Source organism: Flavilitoribacter nigricans DSM 23189 = NBRC 102662 (assembly GCF_002646595.1).
GTDB lineage: Bacteria > Bacteroidota > Bacteroidia > Chitinophagales > Saprospiraceae > Flavilitoribacter > Flavilitoribacter nigricans.
Map to the genome: position 1 here is coordinate 1 of NZ_PDUD01000057.1, position 22,883 is coordinate 22,883.

At 52.8% G+C, this 22,883-nt stretch carries 17 protein-coding genes; 9 read left to right on the top strand and 8 right to left on the bottom strand.

What is annotated here, in order from left to right; genetic code table 11:
* Positions 1-153: 153 nt before the first annotated feature.
* From CRP01_RS37640 to CRP01_RS37650, 3 genes are all read right to left on the bottom strand, one after another.
* Positions 154-738 carry a hypothetical protein gene (locus CRP01_RS37640; RefSeq protein ID WP_099155267.1) on the bottom strand — a complete coding sequence of 195 codons (585 nt, stop codon included), beginning with the start codon at positions 736-738 and terminating at the stop codon, positions 154-156.
* Positions 739-929: 191 nt separating this feature from the next.
* Positions 930-1,190 (bottom strand): hypothetical protein, encoded by a 261-nt coding sequence (locus tag CRP01_RS37645; protein ID WP_099155268.1) that lies wholly within the window; start codon positions 1,188-1,190, stop codon positions 930-932.
* A 399-nt stretch (positions 1,191-1,589) separates the two neighbouring features.
* Positions 1,590-2,180: a sigma-70 family RNA polymerase sigma factor gene (locus CRP01_RS37650; RefSeq protein WP_233752827.1), complete on the bottom strand. Its 591-nt coding sequence runs from the start codon at positions 2,178-2,180 to the stop codon at positions 1,590-1,592.
* 357 nt (positions 2,181-2,537) lie between these two features.
* Between CRP01_RS37650 and CRP01_RS37655 the strand changes: the two genes are divergently transcribed.
* The 7 genes from CRP01_RS37655 to CRP01_RS37685 all read left to right on the top strand — a co-directional run bounded on the left by CRP01_RS37655 (position 2,538) and on the right by CRP01_RS37685 (position 12,429).
* Positions 2,538-3,677 carry a S1C family serine protease gene (locus tag CRP01_RS37655; protein WP_099155269.1) on the top strand — a complete coding sequence of 380 codons (1,140 nt, stop codon included), beginning with the start codon at positions 2,538-2,540 and terminating at the stop codon, positions 3,675-3,677.
* 843 nt (positions 3,678-4,520) lie between these two features.
* Positions 4,521-4,982 carry a ComF family protein gene (locus CRP01_RS37660; RefSeq protein ID WP_185154595.1) on the top strand — a complete coding sequence of 154 codons (462 nt, stop codon included), beginning with the start codon at positions 4,521-4,523 and terminating at the stop codon, positions 4,980-4,982.
* An 89-nt stretch (positions 4,983-5,071) separates the two neighbouring features.
* A complete protein-coding gene (locus CRP01_RS37665) occupies positions 5,072-5,413 on the top strand; it encodes a winged helix-turn-helix domain-containing protein (RefSeq protein WP_222845912.1) in 342 nt (113 codons plus the stop codon).
* A gap of 17 nt (positions 5,414-5,430) precedes the next feature.
* Positions 5,431-6,222, top strand: coding sequence for a molybdate ABC transporter substrate-binding protein (gene modA / locus CRP01_RS37670; protein ID WP_099155271.1), 792 nt, complete (start codon positions 5,431-5,433; stop codon positions 6,220-6,222).
* Between the two features lie 181 nt (positions 6,223-6,403).
* A complete protein-coding gene (locus tag CRP01_RS37675; protein ID WP_099155272.1) occupies positions 6,404-10,504 on the top strand; it encodes a PVC-type heme-binding CxxCH protein in 4,101 nt (1,366 codons plus the stop codon).
* A 236-nt stretch (positions 10,505-10,740) separates the two neighbouring features.
* Entirely contained in the window at positions 10,741-11,391 is a 651-nt protein-coding gene (locus tag CRP01_RS37680; RefSeq protein WP_099155273.1) for a response regulator transcription factor, read from the top strand.
* A 558-nt stretch (positions 11,392-11,949) separates the two neighbouring features.
* Complete coding sequence (locus CRP01_RS37685) at positions 11,950-12,429, top strand: TonB-dependent receptor plug domain-containing protein (RefSeq protein WP_099155274.1); 480 nt, start codon at positions 11,950-11,952, stop codon at positions 12,427-12,429.
* A gap of 100 nt (positions 12,430-12,529) precedes the next feature.
* Here CRP01_RS37685 and CRP01_RS37690 read toward each other — a convergent pair whose 3' ends face one another.
* The 3 genes from CRP01_RS37690 to CRP01_RS37700 are packed head-to-tail and all read right to left on the bottom strand — an operon-like array spanning position 12,530 to position 17,578.
* Complete coding sequence (locus tag CRP01_RS37690) at positions 12,530-12,823, bottom strand: PLD nuclease N-terminal domain-containing protein (RefSeq protein ID WP_222845913.1); 294 nt, start codon at positions 12,821-12,823, stop codon at positions 12,530-12,532.
* A 58-nt stretch (positions 12,824-12,881) separates the two neighbouring features.
* Positions 12,882-14,360: a DUF1501 domain-containing protein gene (locus tag CRP01_RS37695; protein ID WP_099155275.1), complete on the bottom strand. Its 1,479-nt coding sequence runs from the start codon at positions 14,358-14,360 to the stop codon at positions 12,882-12,884.
* Positions 14,361-14,365: 5 nt separating this feature from the next.
* A complete protein-coding gene (locus tag CRP01_RS37700; RefSeq protein WP_099155276.1) occupies positions 14,366-17,578 on the bottom strand; it encodes a DUF1553 domain-containing protein in 3,213 nt (1,070 codons plus the stop codon).
* A 93-nt stretch (positions 17,579-17,671) separates the two neighbouring features.
* On the opposite strand from CRP01_RS37700, the gene CRP01_RS37705 reads away from it, so the two are divergent.
* Positions 17,672-19,108: a sulfatase gene (locus CRP01_RS37705; protein WP_099155277.1), complete on the top strand. Its 1,437-nt coding sequence runs from the start codon at positions 17,672-17,674 to the stop codon at positions 19,106-19,108.
* A gap of 184 nt (positions 19,109-19,292) precedes the next feature.
* Here CRP01_RS37705 and CRP01_RS37710 read toward each other — a convergent pair whose 3' ends face one another.
* Positions 19,293-19,790: a hypothetical protein gene (locus CRP01_RS37710; RefSeq protein WP_143473717.1), complete on the bottom strand. Its 498-nt coding sequence runs from the start codon at positions 19,788-19,790 to the stop codon at positions 19,293-19,295.
* Between the two features lie 269 nt (positions 19,791-20,059).
* Between CRP01_RS37710 and CRP01_RS37715 the strand changes: the two genes are divergently transcribed.
* On the top strand, positions 20,060-21,319 hold the full coding sequence (locus CRP01_RS37715) for a M16 family metallopeptidase (protein WP_099155279.1): 1,260 nt from the start codon (positions 20,060-20,062) through the stop codon (positions 21,317-21,319).
* A gap of 70 nt (positions 21,320-21,389) precedes the next feature.
* Here CRP01_RS37715 and CRP01_RS37720 read toward each other — a convergent pair whose 3' ends face one another.
* Positions 21,390-22,754 (bottom strand): TlpA family protein disulfide reductase, encoded by a 1,365-nt coding sequence (locus CRP01_RS37720; protein ID WP_233752828.1) that lies wholly within the window; start codon positions 22,752-22,754, stop codon positions 21,390-21,392.
* Between the last annotated feature and the right edge of the window lie 129 nt (positions 22,755-22,883).

The window sequence follows — 22,883 nt, forward strand, 5'->3', positions numbered from 1 at the left end:
TTACATACCGAACGGCTTTTTGAAGCAGGTGACTCATCGGCCTTATCTCGCTCTTCCTACTCTTATTCTAATATTCTTTCACTATTTTGGGTTCAATCGCAATGTACGATGACTCATGTCTGATATTTTCCTTCCGGCCTACCGGCTCGCGGCTCAAAGGTCCGTTTCTCCAAAACTTACCGCCAGGTGACGATAGGTCAGTTCCATAGGCGGTTTGTTAAACAGGAAGAAAAGAAAGACCATACCTTTCCCTTCCCGGAACAGGGTAATGAGCTGACAGGTCTGCTTGTTGCTGAATTCCTCTTTGGGCGTGAAAGTGAAAAGCTTTCCCCAGTCTGCCCGAAAATCTTCCTTCAGTGATTTTTCCGAAAGGGATATCGTCGAGACGATGGCGTCTTCCTGGTTGGACGCCACCTGCATCATTACCTGCATGGCTTTGACGTGGGGAGCGTAAAAGGTACGGTTCTCTACCTCAAAGGGGAGGATCTTGTACCGGATCTCCATTTTCTCTTTCCGCGAACGGATGGAGAAGTCATAATCCATCCAGCGATTCTTCAGCGGACGGATGTCTTTGTAGTCCGCTTCAACCGGCAATACCAGCTGAGCGTCCACTTCCGTCAGTAACTGATTGAAATCATCACTCAGATCGACCCTTTGCGCTCCGAGAGCGCCGGGCAACAGAAAAATGGCACCAAGTATAACACAAAAGCAAATAACTTGAAAGCGGGATAGTGTCATCGCAAAATAGGTTTTTCGCTGACTAAAGTACAACTTCCTGCTTATGCAAACAAACGATCTGTAATTCCGTCACAACGACCCGCAAACAGCTGGGATTCCCGGCCTTGCCGCGTATCGGTAAGGAAATTATCGTCTTGCCTTGCTGGTTGGTTAGTTACTCGGTGCGCCTGGGTTCAGGTGGATAAAGGCGGTTACAAGTTAGGTGGAACAGATTCGTTCGGAGAGATCTTAATTTTGTCCTTAATAGATTGGATAAGCGCGGGAGAGGGTTTTCTACGGTGGATTTTTCCTTTGATAAATTCTCTAAATGACTTTTCCTGACTAAGTATTCTTAAATAATGAGGATTATCTTTTATCTCTCGGAGCAGTGCTCTTTCTTCGCGTTCACTTAATTCATTGTCCAGGTACATCGTGACCTTTTTGACGAGCTCCAGATAATTTTGATCTCTCATGACGTTCTTTTTTTACTTGCCGTCCTGTTTCGTTCCCTTAGACCAATGATCATCCACAAATGCCCGGTCCGAGCCGCCAATACATCCACACCCAAAGGGCGCCGTACCGGGGCCTAAGGGGCGGGGAGAGGTATATCCTGCTGTTCGATTATTTTTTTGAACTCGGATCATTGTTTTAACATTTGTCGATAAAGCCTGCCGGTAACTGTGTGCCAAAAGAGATCCATGGAAACTGGAGTTTCCGGTTTCTCTGGGGCAGTCTTAGGGTTACTGGCAGGCTTTTCGGGGAAATACGCCAGGAGGCGTTCGGTTAAAGAATGATGATATAAAAGCAAAAATGAGGATTGAGGAATAAGAACCGAGCAAAGATACTCATTTCTTATTCCCCTTTCCTCATTTCTATTTTTGCCGCTTGTCCTTATAGCCTAAGGTCGAAGCATAATTTTTCAATTGTTCTTTCAACATATTCCGTGCGCGGTGCAAACGGGACCGTACCGTACCGATCGGGATGTCGATGATCTTCGAGATCTCTTCGTAGGTAAAGCCTTCGATATCGCACAGCAGGATCACTACACGGAAATCAACGGGCAGCGCATTGATGGCGTTGGTCACTTCGTCGCCCATCATATGCTGGAACATCTCTTCCCGCAAATCCAGGTAGCCGGAGTACTGGGTATCCTCTTCGTCGTGGAAAGTAGCCACTTCTTCGTAGTCTACCCGCGTCGGCTGTTTGCTGCGCTTGCGGTACTGGTTGATGAAGGCATTCTTCAGGATCTTGAAAAGCCAGGCTTTGGCGTTGGTTCCCTCGTTATAGTGCTTGATAAAGCGGTATGCCTTCAGGTAAGTTTCCTGTACCAGGTCATTGGCATCTTCCTCATTGTACGTGAGGTGATACGCAAAAGTGTATAATGCATCGATCTGAGGCCAGAATTCCTCCTGGAAGATGCGATCGTACTGCCTGGTTAGGTTTTCGTTAGTCATTACCATCATAAAGATAGTTTTTTTTAAGAATGGTCCAATAGCTGGATGACATTCCCTGAAAGAAAATACCGCTTATTATGGCGGAATACAATGTGACTAACCGGACGCAGAATTTAAAAGTTCCCCGCTCATCTTTTTTTTTAATTATTTTATCGACTTCTTTCGTCCGTAATTCAACACTCTTGTTAAGATCGCGTTAAACCATAGTGGGATTGTATCCATGGATGCAGCTATCTGGTTAGATTTATACTCCTTAGGATAGTGGTCTTCACGCCCTGGTCAGCAGCCCTCTGCTCCTGGCCGGCGAACTACTGACGAACGACCGCTCCACACAAACAAAAGATCATTCGACTAAATACCAACGCAATGAAACAACTTTTTTCGATGCTTATCGCCGGAATGCTTGGAGGCCTGATCACTTTTGGCGGTATTTACCTGCTACAAGACGATCAGGATGCCGCAAACCTGAGCGCATTACCCACCAGCCATTTTGTGAAAAACGTCAACCGTAGCCCGGTTACGGCCCCAACTACGAAATTCCCTTTTGATTTTAAGGATGCCGCCCGCAAGTCTATGCCGGCCGTGGTGCATATTTCATCCAAGGTCAGCGGCAACGGACAGGAAGAGGGTATGAACCCGCTGCGATACTTTTTTGATAACGGAGACGCTCCCCAGGTCGGTACCGGTTCGGGGGTGATCTACACCTCAGACGGATACATCATCACCAACAATCACGTGGTGGACAACGCCGATGAGATCGAAGTAACCCTGTTTGACAACCGGACCTTCGAAGGCCGGGTGATCGGCACGGATAAAAAGACGGATCTGGCCATCGTAAAGATCGAGGGCGTGGATCTGCCGACCCTGGAAGTAGGGGATTCCGATTCGGCCGAGATCGGCGAGTGGGTACTGGCCGTGGGCAATCCCTTCGATCTGACCTCTACGGTCACCGCGGGGATCATCAGCGCCAAAGGCCGGAGTATCCGGATCCTGGGCGGAGGTGATGCGATCGAGGCTTTCATTCAGACCGACGCCGCCGTGAACCCGGGAAATAGTGGGGGAGCGCTGATCGACACCGACGGCCGCCTCCTGGGCATCAATACCGCCATCGCCACCCGTACGGGGGCCTACCAGGGATATTCTTTCGCCATTCCCGTCAATTTGGTGACGCGCATCGTGGACGACATCATCGAATACGGAAGTTTTCAGCGGGCTTACCTCGGGGTCAGCATTGCCGAAATGGACAGCGAGGATGCCGAAGAACTGGGGATCGACCTGAGTCAGGGCGTGATCATCCTGGATCTGGTAGACGGCGGATCGGCTCAGTACGCCGGCCTGTTGCCCAAGGATATCATCACCCGCATCAATGGGAAAGAGATCAAGGGCGTACCCGAATTGCAGGAAACCGTCGGTCGCGCCAAGGTCGGCGATCAGATCATGGTAACCGTCATGCGACGCGGCCAGGAAGTAGAAGTACCGGTGCGCCTGAAGGCCTACGACAACTAAATTTTTGAGATAAGTCATAAAATCCGGACCGGAAAGGAATTTTTTTTTAGGATCAATAACCCCTTTCCGGTCCTGATACCGTCTCCGGGAATCGAATATACCCGCAGTGGTTCCGGGAAATCAAATTGCCTCCCGTTTCAAAATCCGTATGATTATAGGAAGATCTTCCGTGATCCGGCAGTAGAAAATTTGCCGGTGACGTACCAGCGGGCGCTGGGCAGGGAATAAGATCCGGTAAGGAAAGGCCTCCGGAAATTTCGTGTACAGACACGGACCGCTGGCAAGATGTACTAATTAAAGGCCCAAACCTTTAGGGAATTTTAATTTTTTTGTAATTTTGCCAGGTCTTTTTGTGAAAAATTGAAACATTTTTCTCGAAAAAGGAGTTTCTATCAGAACAAAGACTAATTTAGAGTCTGTTCAAAAAGCAAATTCAAGGGTACTACCCTTTAAAGATACTTGTTTAAAGTTGGTTTTTCGTTTTGTTTTGATGCGTCTGTCGCGCTTGGCGAGGCAGACGTTTTTTATTGCGTTTATCTGAAAAGATCCTTAACTTAAGTCTTTCATAAAACGCGCTCAAATGATATACCAACTTTTCTTAGGGGAAAGGGGTGGACTTGTCGATCAGTTCGGCAAGCTACTGGACCTTTTTTTCCCAGACTTTGTCTAGCCTGTGATGCCCACCTTCCACCGGGAAACGAGATTTTCTGTCTGTTTTGTCAACATCGGTTCCCCCGTACAGACTTCCATCTGATACTGGAGAATCCGTTTACAAAACGATTCTGGGGTCGTTTACCCTTACATCATGCTTGTAGTTTATACCATTTTAACAAAGGTGGCCGGGTGCAACGCCTGATCCACCAGCTCAAATACCACCACCGGCCGGAGATCGGATACCAACTGGGACTGATCCACGGACGATATCTGCGGGAAAGCCCGTACTATTCCGATGTGGATCTGGTGGTGCCCGTTCCGCTGCATCCGAAAAAACACCACACCCGCGGCTACAACCAAAGCGATCACTACGCGCGTGGACTGGCCGAGGGATTGCAGGTGGACTGGGCGGCCGACGTACTGATCCGCCGGATCTACACGCGTACCCAGACCAAAAAATCACGACTGGAACGACTGGACAATGTAGAAGCGGTATTTGGCCTGGCGCCGGGCGCAGCTATTGCCGGACGCCACCTGCTGCTGGTGGATGACGTCATCACGACCGGTGCAACCCTCGAAGCCTGCGGCATCGCTTTGCAGAAAGCTCCCGGTGTACGATTGAGCATGGCGACGATCGGTTTTGCAACCTGAATAGCCACGGCGGGATCGGACCGGGTAGCTCGGTTTTGTATTATCGCAAATTTGCGTATCTTTCGATATGTTTTAAAATGCATATTGAAATGTCAAAAAGGCCGCACACTGAGATCCGCATCCGTATCTACACGGAAGACGAACCGTTTCTGGGGATCGGTCGCATTCAACTGTTGGAAAACATCATCGAACACGGCTCGATCGCCAAGGGCGCGGCGGCCATGAATATGTCTTACCGAAAGGCCTGGCAACTCGTGGAATATATGAATGCCATGGCGGAACGCCCGCTAGTTGAAAAAAGACTGGGCGGCAGCAAGGGAGGAGGCGCTTATGTTACCGAAACCGGGCAGGAGCTGATCCGGAAATTCCACGAACTACGGCTAAGTGCGGAACAATTCGTAGCGCAGAAAGCAAAAGAAATAGGATTATAAATTTTTTAACCATCAGTATGTATTTCAATACATATCGTCATAAACGTCTGCTGCCCGGTCTGCTATTCGGTCTGCTGTTACTGGCCTGCCAGCCGTCCCGGGAAGACAAACTGACCATTGCCACGGCGGCGAATATGCAATTCGCCATGGAAAACATCATCGCGGAATTTACCGAGACTACCGGTATCGCCTGCGAAACGGCGATCAGTTCGTCCGGCAAACTAACCGCCCAGATCGAAGAGGGAGCACCCTTCGACATTTTCATTTCCGCGGATATGAAATACCCCACCCGGCTGTTTACGGAAGGCCTAAGTCTGGAAGAACCGAAAGTATACGCCTACGGCAAACTTGTACTCTGGAGTATGATCGATAATCTGGAGCCCAGTATTGAACGGCTGACCGATCCGGAGATCCATCATGTAGCGCTGGCCAATCCAAAAACTGCTCCGTACGGGGCCGCCGCTGTTCAGGTGCTGGAGAAGTATCAGTTGCAGGAGGCGCTACAGGCGAAAATGGTGTACGGAGAGAGTATTTCCCAGACCAACCAGTTCATTATATCCAGGGCGGCGGAATTGGGCTTTACCGCGAAATCGGTAGTGCTTTCTCCCCAGATGAAAGGCAAAGGGAAATGGAAAGACATTGATATGGAGCTGTATTCCCCCATCGCCCAGGGCGTTGTGATCCTGAAACACCGGGATCAGAACCTGGAGGCCGCAAAGCAGTTCTATGATTTTCTCTTTTCCCGGCAAGGCAAGGATATCCTTTCGGAATTTGGTTACGAAGTCGGGCAGGAGATCAGTCAGGAATAACCCCTCTTATTTTTTTACATTTTCTCCTTTGGATATTATTGGCAATATTTAACTGCGGTTATCTGTAGGTACAAATGGCCGCAAACAGACGGTTACGACAAAGTACCGTTAAGAAGTCCAACCTACGTTTTATATTTGTCAGACAAAACTTACGATCAACTTTACAAAATTTCCAAGCAAAATGAAAAACCACATTCTGTTCGGCCTATTGCTGACCGGCCTGTTCTTTAGTTGTCAACAAAGTGCCGATAAGAATACCCTTCTCGCGCCCGAGGAGCTGAAAAAAGTCGTACTGGTGGGCGGTTCGCTGATCTCCGGCATGGAGGAGTACGGTTTTTTTGAAAGATCGCTTACGACCTACTTCGCCAGTGAGGACCTTAGTTTTAGAAATATCGGCTGGCCGGCGGATGACGTTTACGGTAAGGCCCGATCTCAGTTCGGGTCCGCGCAAAACACCAGATCCTGGGCACCACCCTCGATGGAGGCAGGTTTTGGATCCAAAGTACTGGTGGAGCACATTGAAGAAACGGCCCCGACTACCCTGATCATCGGATACGGAGGGGAAGCGGCATTTGTTGAAAGTGAAGCTGATTTTAATTTGTTCACCAGCGGTTATATCCGACTGTTGGATACGGTGGAGGCTAAAGGCCGGAAGATCATCTTACTCTCCGCTCCCAAACACGAAGCGGTTTACGCTTCGACCGAAACCTGCAAAAAGCAAAACGAATGGCTGGGCCGGGCCAGTGATTTCATCCGGGAACAGGCCGATACCAGAGGCCATCATTTTGTCGACCTATACAGCGAACTGATCACCAATCCCGATCAACCGCAATTTACGGACAACGGCGTGCAGCTGAACCGGGCAGGCTATGCCAAAATGAACGAGATCCTCCTCCGTCAGCTGGAGATACCGGAAAAGCAGCATTTTACCATCAATATCGATAAAAAGGCTGCCATACTTAGCACGGCAAACTGTGAGATCACCGACTGGACACCTACGGTGCGCGGCGTGAGTTTCAATCTGACCCCCGAACAATTACTGTATTCCGGCCGGATCATTTCCGAAGAACCGGTGGCGGTATATGTGAACGGGCAGCTGGTGGCCAACAGCCAGGATACACTCTCGTTGATCCGGCTGGTGGCGGATTCCCTGCAGCAGGAGCGGATCACCAACACGATCAAAGAGAAAAACCGGCTGCACCGCTATCGCCTCCGACCTTTGAATGAAGCCTATATTTATCTGTTCCGCCGCCACGAGATGGGACACCTGGCCTACGAAATGGATAACCTCAAATTGCTGGTGGAAGAAAAGGAACGGGAGATCAGCCGACTGCTTTCCTCCAGCCGTACCTATGATGTAGAGATCGAGTTGATCCAACCCTGGCAACCGCCGAAAAACTATCCGGAAGACGAAGTCCCCGCCTTCGTTCCCGAGCCGGATATTGCCGCCGAGCTGGCGGCTTTTCAGATCGCGGATGGATACGAGATCAGTCTTTTCGCTGCCGATCCGATGATTGCCAATCCCATCAACATCAACTGGGACACGAAAGGCCGGGCCTGGGTGGCCACCAGCAGTACCTATCCGCATATCATTCCGGGCCGGGAACCCAACGACCGGATCATCATTCTCGAAGATACCGATCAGGACGGCGTAGCGGACAAACACACCGTTTTTGCCGAAGACCTCTTGGTCCCACACTCCGTAATGCCCGTTCCGGGAGGAGCATTCGTTACGGCGACGACCCAACTACTCTTCCTGGCTGATACGGACGGCGACGATGTGGCCGATGAACGGCGCGTTATTTACGACGGCTTCGGTAATGCGGACGTGCACCACATGATCCACGGGCTGCGCTGGGCGCCCTGGGGCGACCTCTACTTTACCCAATCGATCTATATCAATTCCTTTGTGGAAACGCCCTACGGTCAGCGTATACTCAACGGATCGGGTACCTGGGCCTTTCGCCCGGAAACGGAGCGGCTGGAGGTCTTCAGCCGGGGATTGATCAATCCCTGGGGCCAGACTTTTGACCAGTGGGGCCAGTCTTTTGCCACTGATGGCGCGGGTTCTTCCGGCATCAATTACATCTTCCCCGAATCCGCACACGCTTCGGCGGTAGGTGCCGCTCAGGTCTTACCCGGCCTGAACAGCAATACGCCGAAAAATACCGCTGCCGAGATCGTTTACAGCCGCCATTTTCCGCGCGACTGGCAGGGCAGTATCATTACCAATGACTTCCGGGCTAATCGGACGGTACGGTACCAGATCAGCCCGCACCAAAGCCACTATCAATCGGAAGAAGTGCAGACCATACTGCGTTCCGAGCATCGCTCTTACCGGCCGGTGGATGCCAAGATCGGCCCGGACGGCGCCCTGTATATCGTGGATTGGTACAATCCGATCATCGACCACGGAGAAGTTGATTTTTACCACCCGATCCGGGATAAAACGCACGGCCGGATCTGGAAACTGACCCGAAAGGGTAGTCCGCTACTGTCGCCGATAGATATGCAGGGGGCGGCCCCGGCCACCTTACTCAACTATCTGAAATCCCCGGAACAGTTCACCCGCCTGCAGTCCAACCGGGCCTACGTTGAACAAGAAGGGGATCCCACACTGGTCATCAACTGGATAAAAAAACTACCGGCCGGCGATCCTGCCTCCGCTACCCACCGGCTGGAAGGGCTCTGGCTACTCACAGCCCTGAATCACTACGAAGAGCCACTTATTCTGGCAGCTCTACGGGCGGCCGATCCGCGCGAAAGAGCTGCTGCCGTCCGCTTACTGGCCCACTGGAAAAAGCAAACGGATCACCTGCCCTTATTGGCGGAGCTGATCCGGGATCCGCACCCGCAGGTCCGCTTGGAAACCCTGCACGCTTTGCGGGAAATGGGTGGCGCTCCGGCATTGACCCTGGCCATGCAGGTACTGGAACAACCGATGGACGAGTATCTGGATTTCGCCCTGAATTTGACCCTCAGCACTTTGAAAGGGGCCTGGCTGCCGACTTTTGCAACGAAAGGCGACCGGTTTGCCTGGGATGTGCACAAACAACTCTATGCCCTGGTAGCCGTGGAAGATACGATGGTAGTTCCTCCCCTGCTCGATCTGTTGGAGCAGGCTGATCTGGACTCCACACTGGTTGAAAAAGGCTGGTCGCTACTGGCCAAGATCGGCAATTCGACGGCCCGGAGCGAAGTGTTTCGCAAAGCGGTTGCCGATGAAGATATTGCTTTACTGAACGCCCTGGCGAACGCGCCGGCGGCCAGGAATGCCGTACCCGAAAATCTGGCTTTACTCGAGTCGGTCCTATCCCACGATAGTCTGGATAACCGGATTGCGGGTTTGCGTCTGGCGAGCCGGTGGAAAGCCGGGCAGTACGAGGCCCTGATCTCGGATAGGGTGGAGACGGCTTCCGATCTGAGCGAAAAAGTGGTTGCCTGCCGGGCCCTGGTGGCAATGGATCAGCTCGACCGGGTCCGTAAGCTGGCGCAATCGGCGGATGATCCCGCCGTTCGGACGGCTGCCTGTGCGGTCTGGGTGGAAAAAGCTCCCGAAGATGCCGTGGAGCGGGCGGTGGATCTATTAGCGGGGCTGGAAGATCCCGAACAGGCAGAATTGATCTTTAATACGTTCAGAAGGCAGGGAGACGGCCCGGAAATACTGCAACGGGCACTGGTGGGCAAACAGCTACCGGAGTCGGTTGCCAGTGTCGGCCTCCGGGTAGTACAAACCTCCGGCCTTAATTTGTTCGATCTGGAGGAAACGCTGCGTGCGGCGGGGGGCATTCGCGCCATCGGTATGGAAATGTCAAAAGCGGAGAAGGAAGACCTGATCCGGGAGGCGGTCGAATCCGATCGTCCCGGCCGGGGGCGGCAGATCTATCGGAAAAAAGAATTACTGTGCGCTACCTGTCACCGGATGGATGGGATCGGCGGGCTTACAGGGCCGGACTTAACTACCGTCGGGTCTTACATGACCCCCAATTCCATTCTGGAGTCCATCCTAAATCCCAGTTCGGATATCAAGCAGGGATACGAAACGGTTTTGCTAACCAAAACGGATGGAGAGATCATCAGTGGTCTGTTACACCGGAAAACCAATAACGCTACTTTGATCCGCTTGCCCAGCAATCAGATCATTGAGGTGCCGGCGGCGGAAATCGCCCAGATCGACGTCAGCCCCGTCTCCCTGATGCCTCCGGGACTGACCCGGAATCTGCACCGGGATGAACTCAAGGACCTGCTGGCGTTTCTGATCAGCCTGGGTAAGGAGCAGTGACCGATGGCTGGTGGCCGGCCAGAAACCGTCAGATCTTTACATTTGAACATTTTCACCTCTGGGCGTGATGAGATTTGCACGTTCAAATAGTCAAAAAAAAGACAAAGCAGGATTCCGGGCCGGTCTCCCGGCTCACTATTTAAATTAAGTCTAAATAAATTTGGGCAAATGGGGTCGGCGGCGTAATTTTGCAGGTGATTTAATAAACAGCAGAAAGTTTTCAATTAAGGGCCCGTATGGAGACGATCACCGTGGTATTAGCTGACGAGCAGCATCTGGTCAGAACCGGATTAAAACAGGTTTTGGGGCAGGCCGGAGATATCAACATTACCGGTGAGGCCGGTGATGAAGAAGAACTGCTGGCTTTGTTGCGCGAGCAGAAGCCGCCGCAGATCGTCGTAATGGATTACAACCAACCGGACAGCTTCAACCACAATACCGTAAAGGAGATCAAACAGCTGGCTCCAAAAACGAATATCCTGATCATCTCGGCCGATAATGAAAAGCGCAGTATTTACCGGGTTTTGGAAAATGGGGTCAATAGTTTCCTGACCAAAACCTGCGGTGAAGAAGAGATCCTCGATGCCATTCACGCTACGGCCAAGGGAGAAAAGTTCTTCTGTACCAAGATCGTGGACTATCTGCTGGAAAAATCATTCTCCAAAGAAGAAGAAAACTGTGAGCCCACGCCGCTGACCACCCGCGAGATCGAGATTGTCCGGCTGATCGCCAAAGGATTGATCGCCAAAGAGATCGCCAGTGAGCTCAATCTAAGCGTGCACACCGTTTATACCCACCGCAAAAAGATCATGAAAAAGCTGGCCATCAGCAGCTCTTCCGAACTGGTACTCTACGCCGTTAATCAGGGCATTCTGGAAGAGCAGTAAATTTTTTTTCAAAATTTCTCAAAATATTTTCCTGTAGTAATTAACTGTATTTCAGTTAATTAGACTTGGTGTTGATTTTTAAATAATAAAAAAAATAAAAAAAGATCAGCATCAGGCAGCGAATCTTTCCCGAAAGGGGTCTAATCAATAACTGTTTGCAAATTCCATGAAACGATAATATAGCTGCCAAAGGGCAGCCCAAGAATTTTCACAGCGATTTAATACCTGAACCGGTTGGGGAAGCCTGCCTGCTTCTTATTGGTAGGTTTCGGCAGCGTAATCCCAAAGATCCTAGGGACTTCGATAGTGCCGAATTTTAAAATACACAAAGTGCTGGCCTATCCCGACCGGTTCTTTTTCCTGAAAGCGGACAAGAAATAGCGAGAAATGATTCAGGAAAAGATCGCAACCAACATCGAACACTGTTTTCCTTCAATAGATTTTTCATTTCAAGGCCGCCAGCTTCCGGAGTTGGCGGCCTTTTTTTATTCCAAAAAACGGAATTGATTGGTATCTTAGACGGACGGCGATCTTGCCTGACCGATCAAAATTTTCCATATGGGCCGGTTGATCCATTTCTGTAAAACCTTCATCTTCTTATTCATCTTTGCTGTGCTACTTGGAAATTGCAGCGCCGGTAGCAAACAGGTCGCCTACCGGGCCGACGATCAAGAGATTGACACCGGTTACGACACCCGTAGTTCCGACGAGTTTGGGGGATCGGCCGCCACGGTAAAAAATCCCGGTAATCATCTGGATCTGACGGCCCACCTGCGCAAAGTAGTCGGGGTAAATGTCACCGGCTCCGGCTCAACGGCCAAAATATCGATCCGGGCCAATCAATCGACCACTTTTCAGTTGGGCACCGCACCTCTGTTCGTGGTGAACGGAGCCTCTCTGGGCCACAACTACGCCAACGTCTATCAGTTGGTCAATGTAGACAACATCAAAAGTATAACCGTATTAAAAGATAATTCTTCGACCTCGATCTACGGTCGGGAAGGAGTAAACGGCGTGATCCTCATCAAGCTGAAGTAAAGGAGGACTGCATAGCCAAACTTCCTTTGGATACCGCGCTTTCAGAGGAAAAAAGGGTTTTAGGAGTACTACTATCTGTAATATTGGTTGCGGAATGTTTTCAGGTAACGGATCTGCCGGCATTCCGGCCAACGGCAAAGTAAAGAATGGCGCCGATATAGGGGATAACCAGGATGATGACCAGCCACAACAATTTCTTATTCATAGGGTAGGATCCTTTGTAGAGGTCTACGAGCGCCAGAACAACCAGTATAAAGAGCAGGATAGCCCCGATCACATAAATAGCGACCGATCCGGCCACAATGCCGGCCATAGCTTCTTCACTGCAACTGGAAAACAGGGTCATCAACAGTACGACCAACAGGCTGGTTAAGGGAGGGAGGCGGCGATCCATAATAGTATGTTTTTGTGTGTGTAACCACCGCTTCCTCTGACATGTTCGCAGAGCCGTTTCAGGCCAGAATATCCTTCACCACATTACCGTGCACATCCGTCAATCGGAAACGACGTCCCTGGTATTTGTAGATCAGGCGTTCGTGGTCGATACCCAGCAGATGCATTAGGGTGGCCTGGAAGTCGTGCACGTGTACGGGATCCTTGACGATATTGTACCCAAAATTGTCCGTCTGCCCGAAACTAAAACCGCGTTTCACCCCGGCTCCTGCCATCCACATCGTAAAGCAACGGGGGTGGTGGTCCCGACCGTAACTTTCTCCCGTCAGCTTGCCCTGGGAGTAGACCGTTCGGCCAAACTCACCGCCCCAGATAACGAGGGTATCATCCAGCAGTCCCCGCAGTTTCAGGTCCTTGATCAGGGCTGCCGTGGGTTGATCCGTTTTTTTGCACTGATTGCGCAGCGAGTTGTTGAGGAAACTGTGCTGATCCCAGCCCTGGTGGTACAACTGGATGAAACGCACATCTTTTTCGAGCAGTCGCCGGGCCAGCAGGCAATTGGCCGCATAGGTGCCCGGGTCCCGGCTGTCCGGGCCGTAGAGATCATATACCCAGTCGGGCTCGCCGGAAAGGTCCGTTACTTCCGGTACGGAGGTCTGCATCCGGTAGGCCATTTCGTACTGGGCGATCCGGTTGTCAATTTCGGGATCGTGGTAGGCGTCGCGCTGGAATTCGTTGAGCTTTTTCAGGTAATCCAGCATTTCCCGCCGATCCCGGCCGTCGTATCCCTCCGGATTATTGAGGTATAGCACGGGATCTTTGCCGGAGCGGAACTGTACCCCCTGATGGCGGGTCGGAAGAAAACCATTTCCCCACAGGCGGGCATAAAGGGGCTGCCCGCTGGCATTTTTGGAAACAAGTACGATGAAATTCGGCAGGTTCTCGTTGAGCGAACCCAATCCGTAGCTCACCCAGGACCCGATCGAAGGGCGACCGGCAATCTGATTGCCGGTTTGAAAAAAGGTGATGGCCGGATCGTGGTTGATCGCTTCGGTATGCATGGATTTGATAAAACACAGCTCATCGGCAATCTCGGAGGTATAGGGCAGCAATTCGCTGATCCAGGCTCCGGACTGTCCGTGTTGCGCGAAATCGAAGACGGAAGCCGCCACCGGAATGGAGGACTGGCCGGCGCTCATACCCGTCAGGCGTTGCCCCCGACGGACGGAATCGGGCAGGTCCTGGCCGTGCATACCCGTCAGCTCCGGCTTGTAATCAAAAAGGTCCATCTGAGAGGGGCCGCCACTCATGAACAGATAAACTACCCGCTTGGCCCGGGGAAAATAATGGGGGAGTGTAGCCAGAAATTCATCCTGGGCCGCTTCCAGCTCATCGGAGTGGGGAGCCTTGGTGCCCGGACTTTGCTTACAGGAGCCGACCAGCGAACCAAGAGCCATCGCACCCAGCCCGAGAGAGGTTTTGGTCAGAAAGTGTCTTCTGCCCATTTGTTTTTCCAGATCATTCCAGTCCAAATTCATTCCACTTATCTTTTGATGATTGACGCATCGGCGTTAATAATGGTGCTGGCCACAACGGTATTGGCCGCCAGTTGGGGTTGGGGCAGTGCCGGATCATTCTCGGCTTCTCCCGCGTTGAGCCATCCGGTCATTTTTTCCGGATGTTCCTGAAATTTACGGAATTCGTTTTCCCTCAATTCCAGTAAGACGGCCAATTCCTCGTCGCTGGGCTTCCGCCCGGTCATGAGCCGGAAAGCCGACTGAATGCCCGATTCCGGATCATCCTCGGTGGAGATCCGCTGGCCCAATAGTCGCGCGGCCTCCAGATAGATCGGATCGTTGAGCAGCACGAGGGCCTGGAGCGGGGTACTCGTCTTCTGGCGACGTACCGTACAGTTGTCCCGGGCCGGCGCGTCGAAAGTGGCCTGGGTAGGGTGAGGGACAGTGCGTTTCCAGAAGGTATACAAACTACGCCGGTAGCGGTCTTCTCCCGGACTGGTCTGGTAATTTCCGCCGTTGATCCGCCAGAGGCCGTCCGGCTGGTAGGGTTTTACACTGGGTCCGCCGATCTTTTCGCTCAGCAATCCGCTGGCCGCGAGGGCATTGTCCCGCAGCATTTCGGCGGTAAGTCGCCGCGAGGGACCCCGGGCGAGCCATTTGTTCTGCGGATCATCCCGGGCCAGATCGGGCGATGCAATAGATGATTGCCGGTAGGTGGCCGACATGGCGATCAGTTTTACCATTTGTTTGATATCCCAGCCGGATTCCCGGAAGGTGATTGCCAGCCAGTCCAGCAGTTCGGGATGGGACGGGAGTTCGCCCTGATTTCCGAAATCTTCCGCCGTCCGCACCAGTCCCCGTCCGAAGAATTGTTGCCAGAGCCGGTTGACGGCCACCCGGGCGGTCAGCGGATGGTCCTCGCGGAATAACCAGCGGGCCAATCCCAGCCGGTTCGGCGGCAGATCATCCGGGAAAGGCAATATATTTTCCGGGGTGTTGGGTGTTACCGGCTCTCCATGGGCATCGTACTGCCCGCGATCGAGAATAAAAGCGGGGCGCGTCACGTCCATTTCCTGCATCACCATAAGTTCCGGCAACGTATCGGTAGTGCTGTGTACATTCTTTCGCAATTCCCGCAGCGCGGCCAAGTGTTGGTTGCGCCCGTCGGCAAGGGTGGTCAGGTAGTAGAGCTGAAGTTCCCGCTGATCGGCAGTGGTCAACTGGTCGTTAGCTTTTTGCAGGATGGCCTGAAATTGGTCAGGAGTCATCACCTGGCGGATCTCCAGCGGGCTCAACTCGCGGTCAAAGACACGAACATCATTAACCACGGCTCCCTTGATGCCGATACCGCGCCAGCGGGCACCGATCTGGAGACCGGCTTCGGCCTGCCCGCCGAAATTGAAGAGAATACTTTTATACAGATGATCATTTTCTACTTCCGTCTCAACTTCCTCCCCGTTCAGAAAGAGGCGGTACCCGGCGGCGCTACTGGAACCGTCGTAGGTGACGGCCAGGTGGACGAATTGATCCCGGGGCAGGTCGGGGCCGTATTCAATAATGGCATTGTAGGGGGCCGTATGGGCCATCAGTAATTCCAGGCGATTGTCTTTTAGGGCGAGGTGATAGCCGCGCCAGTTGTACAGAGCCGCTCCGATACTCTTATGGAAAATAACGCCATTCTTCAGTCCCGCGGGGACCTTCACCCGGATGCTGACGGAAAAAGGTTCGGATCTTTCGTACGCGCCGATCGTGCCCAGGTCGAGCCAGGCATCTCCGTCGAGGGCCAGCCCGCGGCCTTTTTCCGTTTCCGCCATTTGCGGCGTAGTGCTTACCCGTTGGGTTTTCATTTGTCCCTGCTGGTAGGGAGGGAGTAGGTTGGCCAGTCGTTCATCCTCCAGCGGGAAATGTGCTACCAGCCCTCTTGGTACAGATGGCGGACTATAGTGCAGACGCCCTTCCTCCAGCCATTGGTCAAAATCCGCTCGCTGCGCCTGCTCCCAGTCAGAAATATCCCGTTTTTTTCCAGCAATCTCCCGGCTAATTACGGCCCGGATACTGTCTACCCGTTCGTCGCTGAGCAGCATGGTGGGCACGGGCGTTGCATTGTCCCAACTGATCTGTCCAGCTTCCCGTACGTTGTTAAAAAAACTGAACAGCTCGTAATAATTCTTCTGGCTGATCGGATCGTATTTGTGGTCATGGCAGCGGGCGCATTCCATGGTCAGCCCCATAAAGGCTTTACCCAGGGTATTGGTGCGATCGGCGACGTATTCCACCCGGAATTCTTCCTCGACGATGCCGCCCTCCATATTTTGCTGGTGATTGCGGTTGAAGGCTGTCGCCAGGATCTGCTCCCGGGTAGGATTGGGCAGCAGGTCGCCGGCAAGTTGCCAGGTGACGAACTCATCGTAGGGCATATTTTCGTTAAAAGTCCGGATCACCCAGTCCCGCCAGGGAGACATATCCCGGTAGCGATCTACGGTATATCCGTGCGTATCGGCAAAGCGGGAGAGGTCCATCCAGTCGGCAGCCATACGTTCGCCGTAATGGGGGGAGGCGAGCAGCCGGTCCACGGCCAGTTCGTAAGCATCCGGAGAAGAGTCGGCCAGAAAAGCGTCCATTTCGGCAACGGTAGGCGGCAGGCCGGTCAGGTCCAGGCTCACCCGGCGCAGCAGCATTTCCCGATCCGCTTCGGGAGCCGGCTCCCAGTCCTTTAATTCCAGTTTTTGCCGGATAAAGTGATCGATCGGATTGTTGGCCTGGTCGGGGAAGGACGTCTCAGGAACGTCTGGTTTTTGGGGCGGTATGAAGGCCCAGTGGGGTTTGTAGACGGCCCCCTGTTCAATCCAGCGAATGAGCACGGCTTTTTCCCGATCGCTGAGATGAAGTTCGGAATCGGGCGGCGGCATTACCAGTTCCGGATCGCTGGAGACGATGCGCTGTACCAGCTCACTGCCCCGGATGGAGCCCGGTTTGATGGCCCGTTTTCCGGGACTCTCGGGCAGTTCCGCGTAGGCGGTTTCCGCCTGATCCAGCCGTAGGCCCGCTTTTATTTTGGCTTTATCCGGTCCGTGACAGGCAAAACAGCGATCACTGAGGATCGGCTTGACGTGGATATTGAAATCGAGCTGCTCGGGAAGCTCCGCTTCGGCCGCCAGGACAGCATCCGGTAGCGGTTCGCTACAGGAAGCCCACAAAAGGACGAGGGTGAAAAAAAGTGGAAATTTATCTTTGATCATGAATGCATATAGTATATTTCTAAAGGTAGTAAGATTTAAAAACAAGACTCGGAAAGTTACCTAATTTTCTAAGTCTGCCATATTTACGACAAAATGAAAACCATTTATTCTACTCTTTTAACGCTGGCTTTCCTGCTTGGGCTTATCAGTTGCCAAAACCAGGCCGATGAGGCGAACACCGCCGCCAAGCCACCCAATATTTTATTTATTGCGGTCGATGATCTCCGCCCGGAACTCAATTGCTACGGGCAACAGCAGATTATTTCGCCCAACCTGGATCAGCTGGCGGCCGAAGGCTTTCTTTTCGAACGCGCCTACTGCAATGTGCCGGTTTGCGGCGCTTCGCGGGCCAGCCTGCTGACGGGACTGCGGCCGAAACCCGATCGTTTTCTGAATTACAATACCTACGCCGACAAAGATGCACCGGACGCCATCAGCCTGCCGCAGCATTTCCGGGAGAACGGTTACCGGACCTTCAGCTACGGCAAGGTTTTTCACCATCGCGATGACAAAGCCGACAGCTGGACGGATGCACCCTGGCATCCCGCTTTGGATCTGGGCCCCGGGGCGAGCTGGCGCGATTATCAGTTGCCGCAGAATGTGGCGCTGGATAAGGACGGCGACGACAAACGCGGACCGGCTTACGAGCGGGCGGCTGTTCCGGACAGCGCCTATTTTGACGGGAAGATCGCACTGCGGGCCACCCGGACCCTACAGACCCTGGCCGGTCAGGATCAGCCCTTCTTTATGGCCCTGGGTTTTATGAAACCGCATCTGCCCTTCAACGCGCCGGCTAAATATTGGGATCTCTATCCGGAAGCATCGATCTCTACCACAACGGTACCCGATCAGCCGGAGGCGGCTCCGGGCCAGGCCTACCATAATTTCGGAGAATTGCGCCACTACGCCGGGATACCGGACGAAGGTCCGGTGGCGGATAGCACGGCCCGAAAGCTGGTCCACGGCTATTACGCCAGTGTGTCCTACACGGACGCCATGATCGGTATGGTACTGGACGAACTAAAACGCCTGAAACTGGATGAAAATACCATCGTGGTCCTCTGGGGAGATCACGGCTGGAGCCTTGGTGAGCACGGCCTCTGGTGCAAGCACTCGACCTTCAATGTGGCCATGCAGGCCCCTTTATTCATTAAGGTGCCGGGCCGCAGTGGTGGGAAGCGGATCGGTGCGCTTACGGAGTTTGTCGATATTTATCCCTCGCTGTGTGATCTGTCAGGACTGCCCCGGCCGGGCCATTTACAGGGGGATAGTTTTGTGCCGCTGCTGGACGATCCCACCGCGCCGGGAAAAGAAGCGCTTTATTGTCGCTGGATCCGCGCCGACGCCGTTAAGACGGACCAGTACCTGTACACCGAGTGGTTCGATAAAGATGGGAAATCGATTGGGCGGATGTTGTACGATCATCTGGCGGATCCGCAGGAGACGGTCAACATAGCGGAAAAGGCGGAACACGCCGATCTGGTGGCCGATCTCAGTGCCCGTCTGCGGGCGCAGCGCAGTCGGCCGTAGCTTTACTTTAAAAACGGAAGGCGCCCGGCCGAAGCCGGACGCCCCCGCGGAGTCGTCGAAAAACTACCAGATCTTTAGGTAAGTGGAGTGATGACCGGCAACTGCCGGCAAGGGCAGGTCCGGACGGTTAAAGACCTGGTAGCGACGGCCAATCATCACCGACAGATCGACGGGATCGGGCCATTCAGTTGCTGAACGGAGGATTGTTCCGGAAGAGTTTCAGCATTCGCCTTTTGGCCCGTAGGTCGGCTTTGCCGTTCAGCCCGGCTTCGAAAGCCAGTTCAAAGACCTCGCGACCCAAGTCAATATCCTGCAGGATCTCGCTTTCCTCCCGCTCCGTATCGTTAAGTAAAAAGGCGATACGGGGCGGACGCCGGAACACGCCCGGTTTCTGGCTCCGGTCGTGGCTGTCCGTAAGTCGCCAGCGCAGCGAATCGAAATCAAAGCCCGTCCGTTCAAAAGTCAGTATATTGTTAGGGTGTCGCCCGTAGCGAACGCTGCCTCTGCCTTCCTGGTAGAGATCCAGTCGCCAGCCCGAGCCGTCGCGCAATCTGATCAGTACCGTGTCTCCCTTTAGCCAGTAGTTTTCAACCGTAGATTCAGAGGAGGGCGTCCATTGACAACCAAAAAGAAAGCCCAGCCCCAGAATGAGCCAGGTCACGCTGGAAAAATGTGTCCTCACAACAGTATCGATTTTTATCGTTTAGTCCCTTTGTTCAGTAGATCCAACCATTGTGGATAAAATACCCAATGGAGCTTTACGACAGTCGGTGGAAACTTCGCCTCTAGATTTAAAGAGGTGGGTTTCAACCCATAAGATGCAGATGTGTTTTATTTTGGTGTGTAATGCGGCCGATGTTTGAAAGTCGGCCCGGAATTTCGGGGAGTGGTTGTTCCTGACCCTGGAAATTGTGTGAATCTTGTCCTACATTTGCAAAAAAAATAAAAAGCGTGATACAATTTTCGCGATTTGAACTGGATAACGGCCTGAAGATCCTGGTACACCGGGATGAAAGTACCCCAATGGCAGCCGTTAACGTGTTATATAATGTCGGTTCCCGAGATGAATCCCCGGAACGGACGGGCTTTGCCCACCTGTTCGAGCACCTGATGTTCGGCGGCTCGGCCAATGTTCCCGACTTTGATGAGCCTATCCAACTGGCGGGCGGAGAGAACAACGCCTTCACCAATAACGATATCACTAATTTCTACGATGTACTGCCGGCGGAGAACCTGGAAACGGCCTTCTGGCTGGAGTCCGACCGGATGCTGAGTCTCAACTTTGACGAACAGGTCCTGGACGTACAACGGAAAGTAGTCGTGGAAGAATTTAAGGAAAGCTGCCTGAATCAGCCCTACGGCGATGCCTGGCACCATCTGTCGGATATGGCCTATAAGGTGCATCCCTACCGCTGGCCGACCATCGGGAAGGTCCCCAAACACGTGGAGGATGCGACCATGGACGACGTCAAAGATTTTTATTTCAAATACTACCGGCCGAATAACGCCATCCTGGTCGTAGCCGGTTCGGTCGATCCCGATGAAGTGTACGCGCTGGCCCAGAAGTGGTTTGGTGAGATCCCCAAAGGGGAAGTGCCGCTGCGCCGACTGCCCTCGGAACCGCCCCAGAAGCGCCTGGAAAAGCGCATCAGCGAATCGAGTAACATTCCGACGGATGCCCTGTATCTGGCCTTTCACATTCCCGACCGGCTGCATCCGGACTACTACGCGGCGGATCTGCTGTCGGATATCCTCTGTAACGGTCCGTCCAGCCGCCTGTACCGGCGTCTGCTGAAACAGGAACATCTCTTCGCCGCTATCGATTGCTACGTGACGGGAAGTATCGATCCCGGCCTGCTGATCATCGAAGGACGCCCCTCGGAAGGCATCAGCCTGGAAAAAGCCGAAGCGGCCATCTGGCGGGTACTGGAAGAATTGAAGGCGGAAGGCGTATCCGAACGGGAACTGCAAAAGATCAAAAACAAGGCGGAATCCAATCTGACCTTCTCCGAGCTCAATGTACTCAACAAAGCGATCAACCTGGCCTTTTACGAGTTGCTGGGCAACGCGGCGCTGATCAACGAGGAAAACTTTCACTACCAGCGCGTCAATGCCGACGATATCCAGCGGCTGGCCCGGACGGTGCTGACTGAAGACAATTGTTCGCAATTGTATTATCGTTGCAAGGAAGGAACCGTGGAGGAAGTGTAAACCGGAAGCGGAAAAGAAATGGAATACGGTGTAGGGAGCTGCTCAGGTCGGCTCCCTACACCGTATTTTTTTACTGACCGAACAATTCCGCCAGTTTGGCCTCCAGGCTGCGTCCGCGGAGGTTGCGGGCGAGGATTTTGCCTTCGGGGTCTAGGAGGATCGTTTGGGGAATAGAGTGTACATCGTAAGTCTGGGCCACTTCATTGCTCCAGCCCTTCAGGTCACTGACGTGGTGCCATTCCAGTTGGTCTTTTTCGATCGCCTGCAGCCAGCGGTCCTTTTTGTTATCGAGGCTGACGCTTAGGATCTCAAAGCCTTTATCTTTATACTGGTTGTATACCCGTACGACGTTGGGATTCTCCTTCCGGCAGGGGCCGCACCAACTGGCCCAGAAGTCGATCAGTACCACCTTGCCGCGCAGATCACTCAGGGTAAGCATTTCGCCCTCGGGCGTCTCCTGGGTGAAATCCGGAGCGGTACCGCCCACCATCAGACTGCGGGCATCTTCCAGTTCTTTTTTCATTTGCGCCGTCACTTCCGGATCCGACTCCTGGAAGGTCTCAATGAATTTATCGCTGAAATATACGTAGTTGCCGTGGGTCTTTTGCTTCAAAGCCGCCAGTACCCCGGCGTAGGCCATTTTTTGGGTAGCGGAAGCTTCCGGGATGCGGTTCAGGGCCTTTTCGATGTATAACTGGTGGGCGTCATCCTCCATACCTACGCTGCTAAGGGTGGTGGCATACCCTTTAAAGCTTTCGTACGTCCAGGGGATGCGGCTGTAGATGTCTTTCTCAAAATCGGCAAAGCGGAAAAATTCCTCAGCGTAATAACCCAGTTCATTATCGTACGCTTCGCCGTTGTGGGGAAAGCTCAGATAAGTATTGAGGGAAGCGATGCTGCCGAAGAGGGGATTTTCTTCTTCCAGTTGTTTCAAAAAACCGAGTCGTTCATCATCCAGGCTTTTGAGCTGGGTCATCAGATCGTCGGTTTTCTCCTGATCTACGCGGGTGGTCTGAATGCTGCGGATCAGGATGGAATTCTGCCGGTTGAACGCTTCCATTTTATCCTTCAATTCCCGGTAACCGTCGTTGATGGGAGAATCGGTGAAGGCCAGTTGCCGCAGTTGGCCGCAATTGCCCGCTACCTTGACGGACGCTTCCTGCCCCAGAATAATTGGGACCGCTTTGCGCTCGGTGGGGCCGAGGTAATAAAACTGCGGATCGGATTCCGGTAGGGTGAAGCGGAAACTTTTGTCGGCGATGTCCGCGGACTGTACCAGGTTGAAACCAAAACCGTCAAACTGATACAGATGCATGGTATTGCCGCAGCCGGTGACTTCGGCGACCAACGTAATCTCTTTCCCGCTGTCGGGCATCAGGGTAGTGGCGCCGATCAGAACAGCAACCAGCCAGCTAAAACTAAAGAACTTTACCATTATTCGATTTTATTTTACGGTATCCGGGCCAACACCAGTACGATGCCGGTTTACCAGTTAGATATTCGGATATACTTTTCAGAGGAATATCAATGTGGGAAAATCCATTCAAAATTAAATCAATTATCA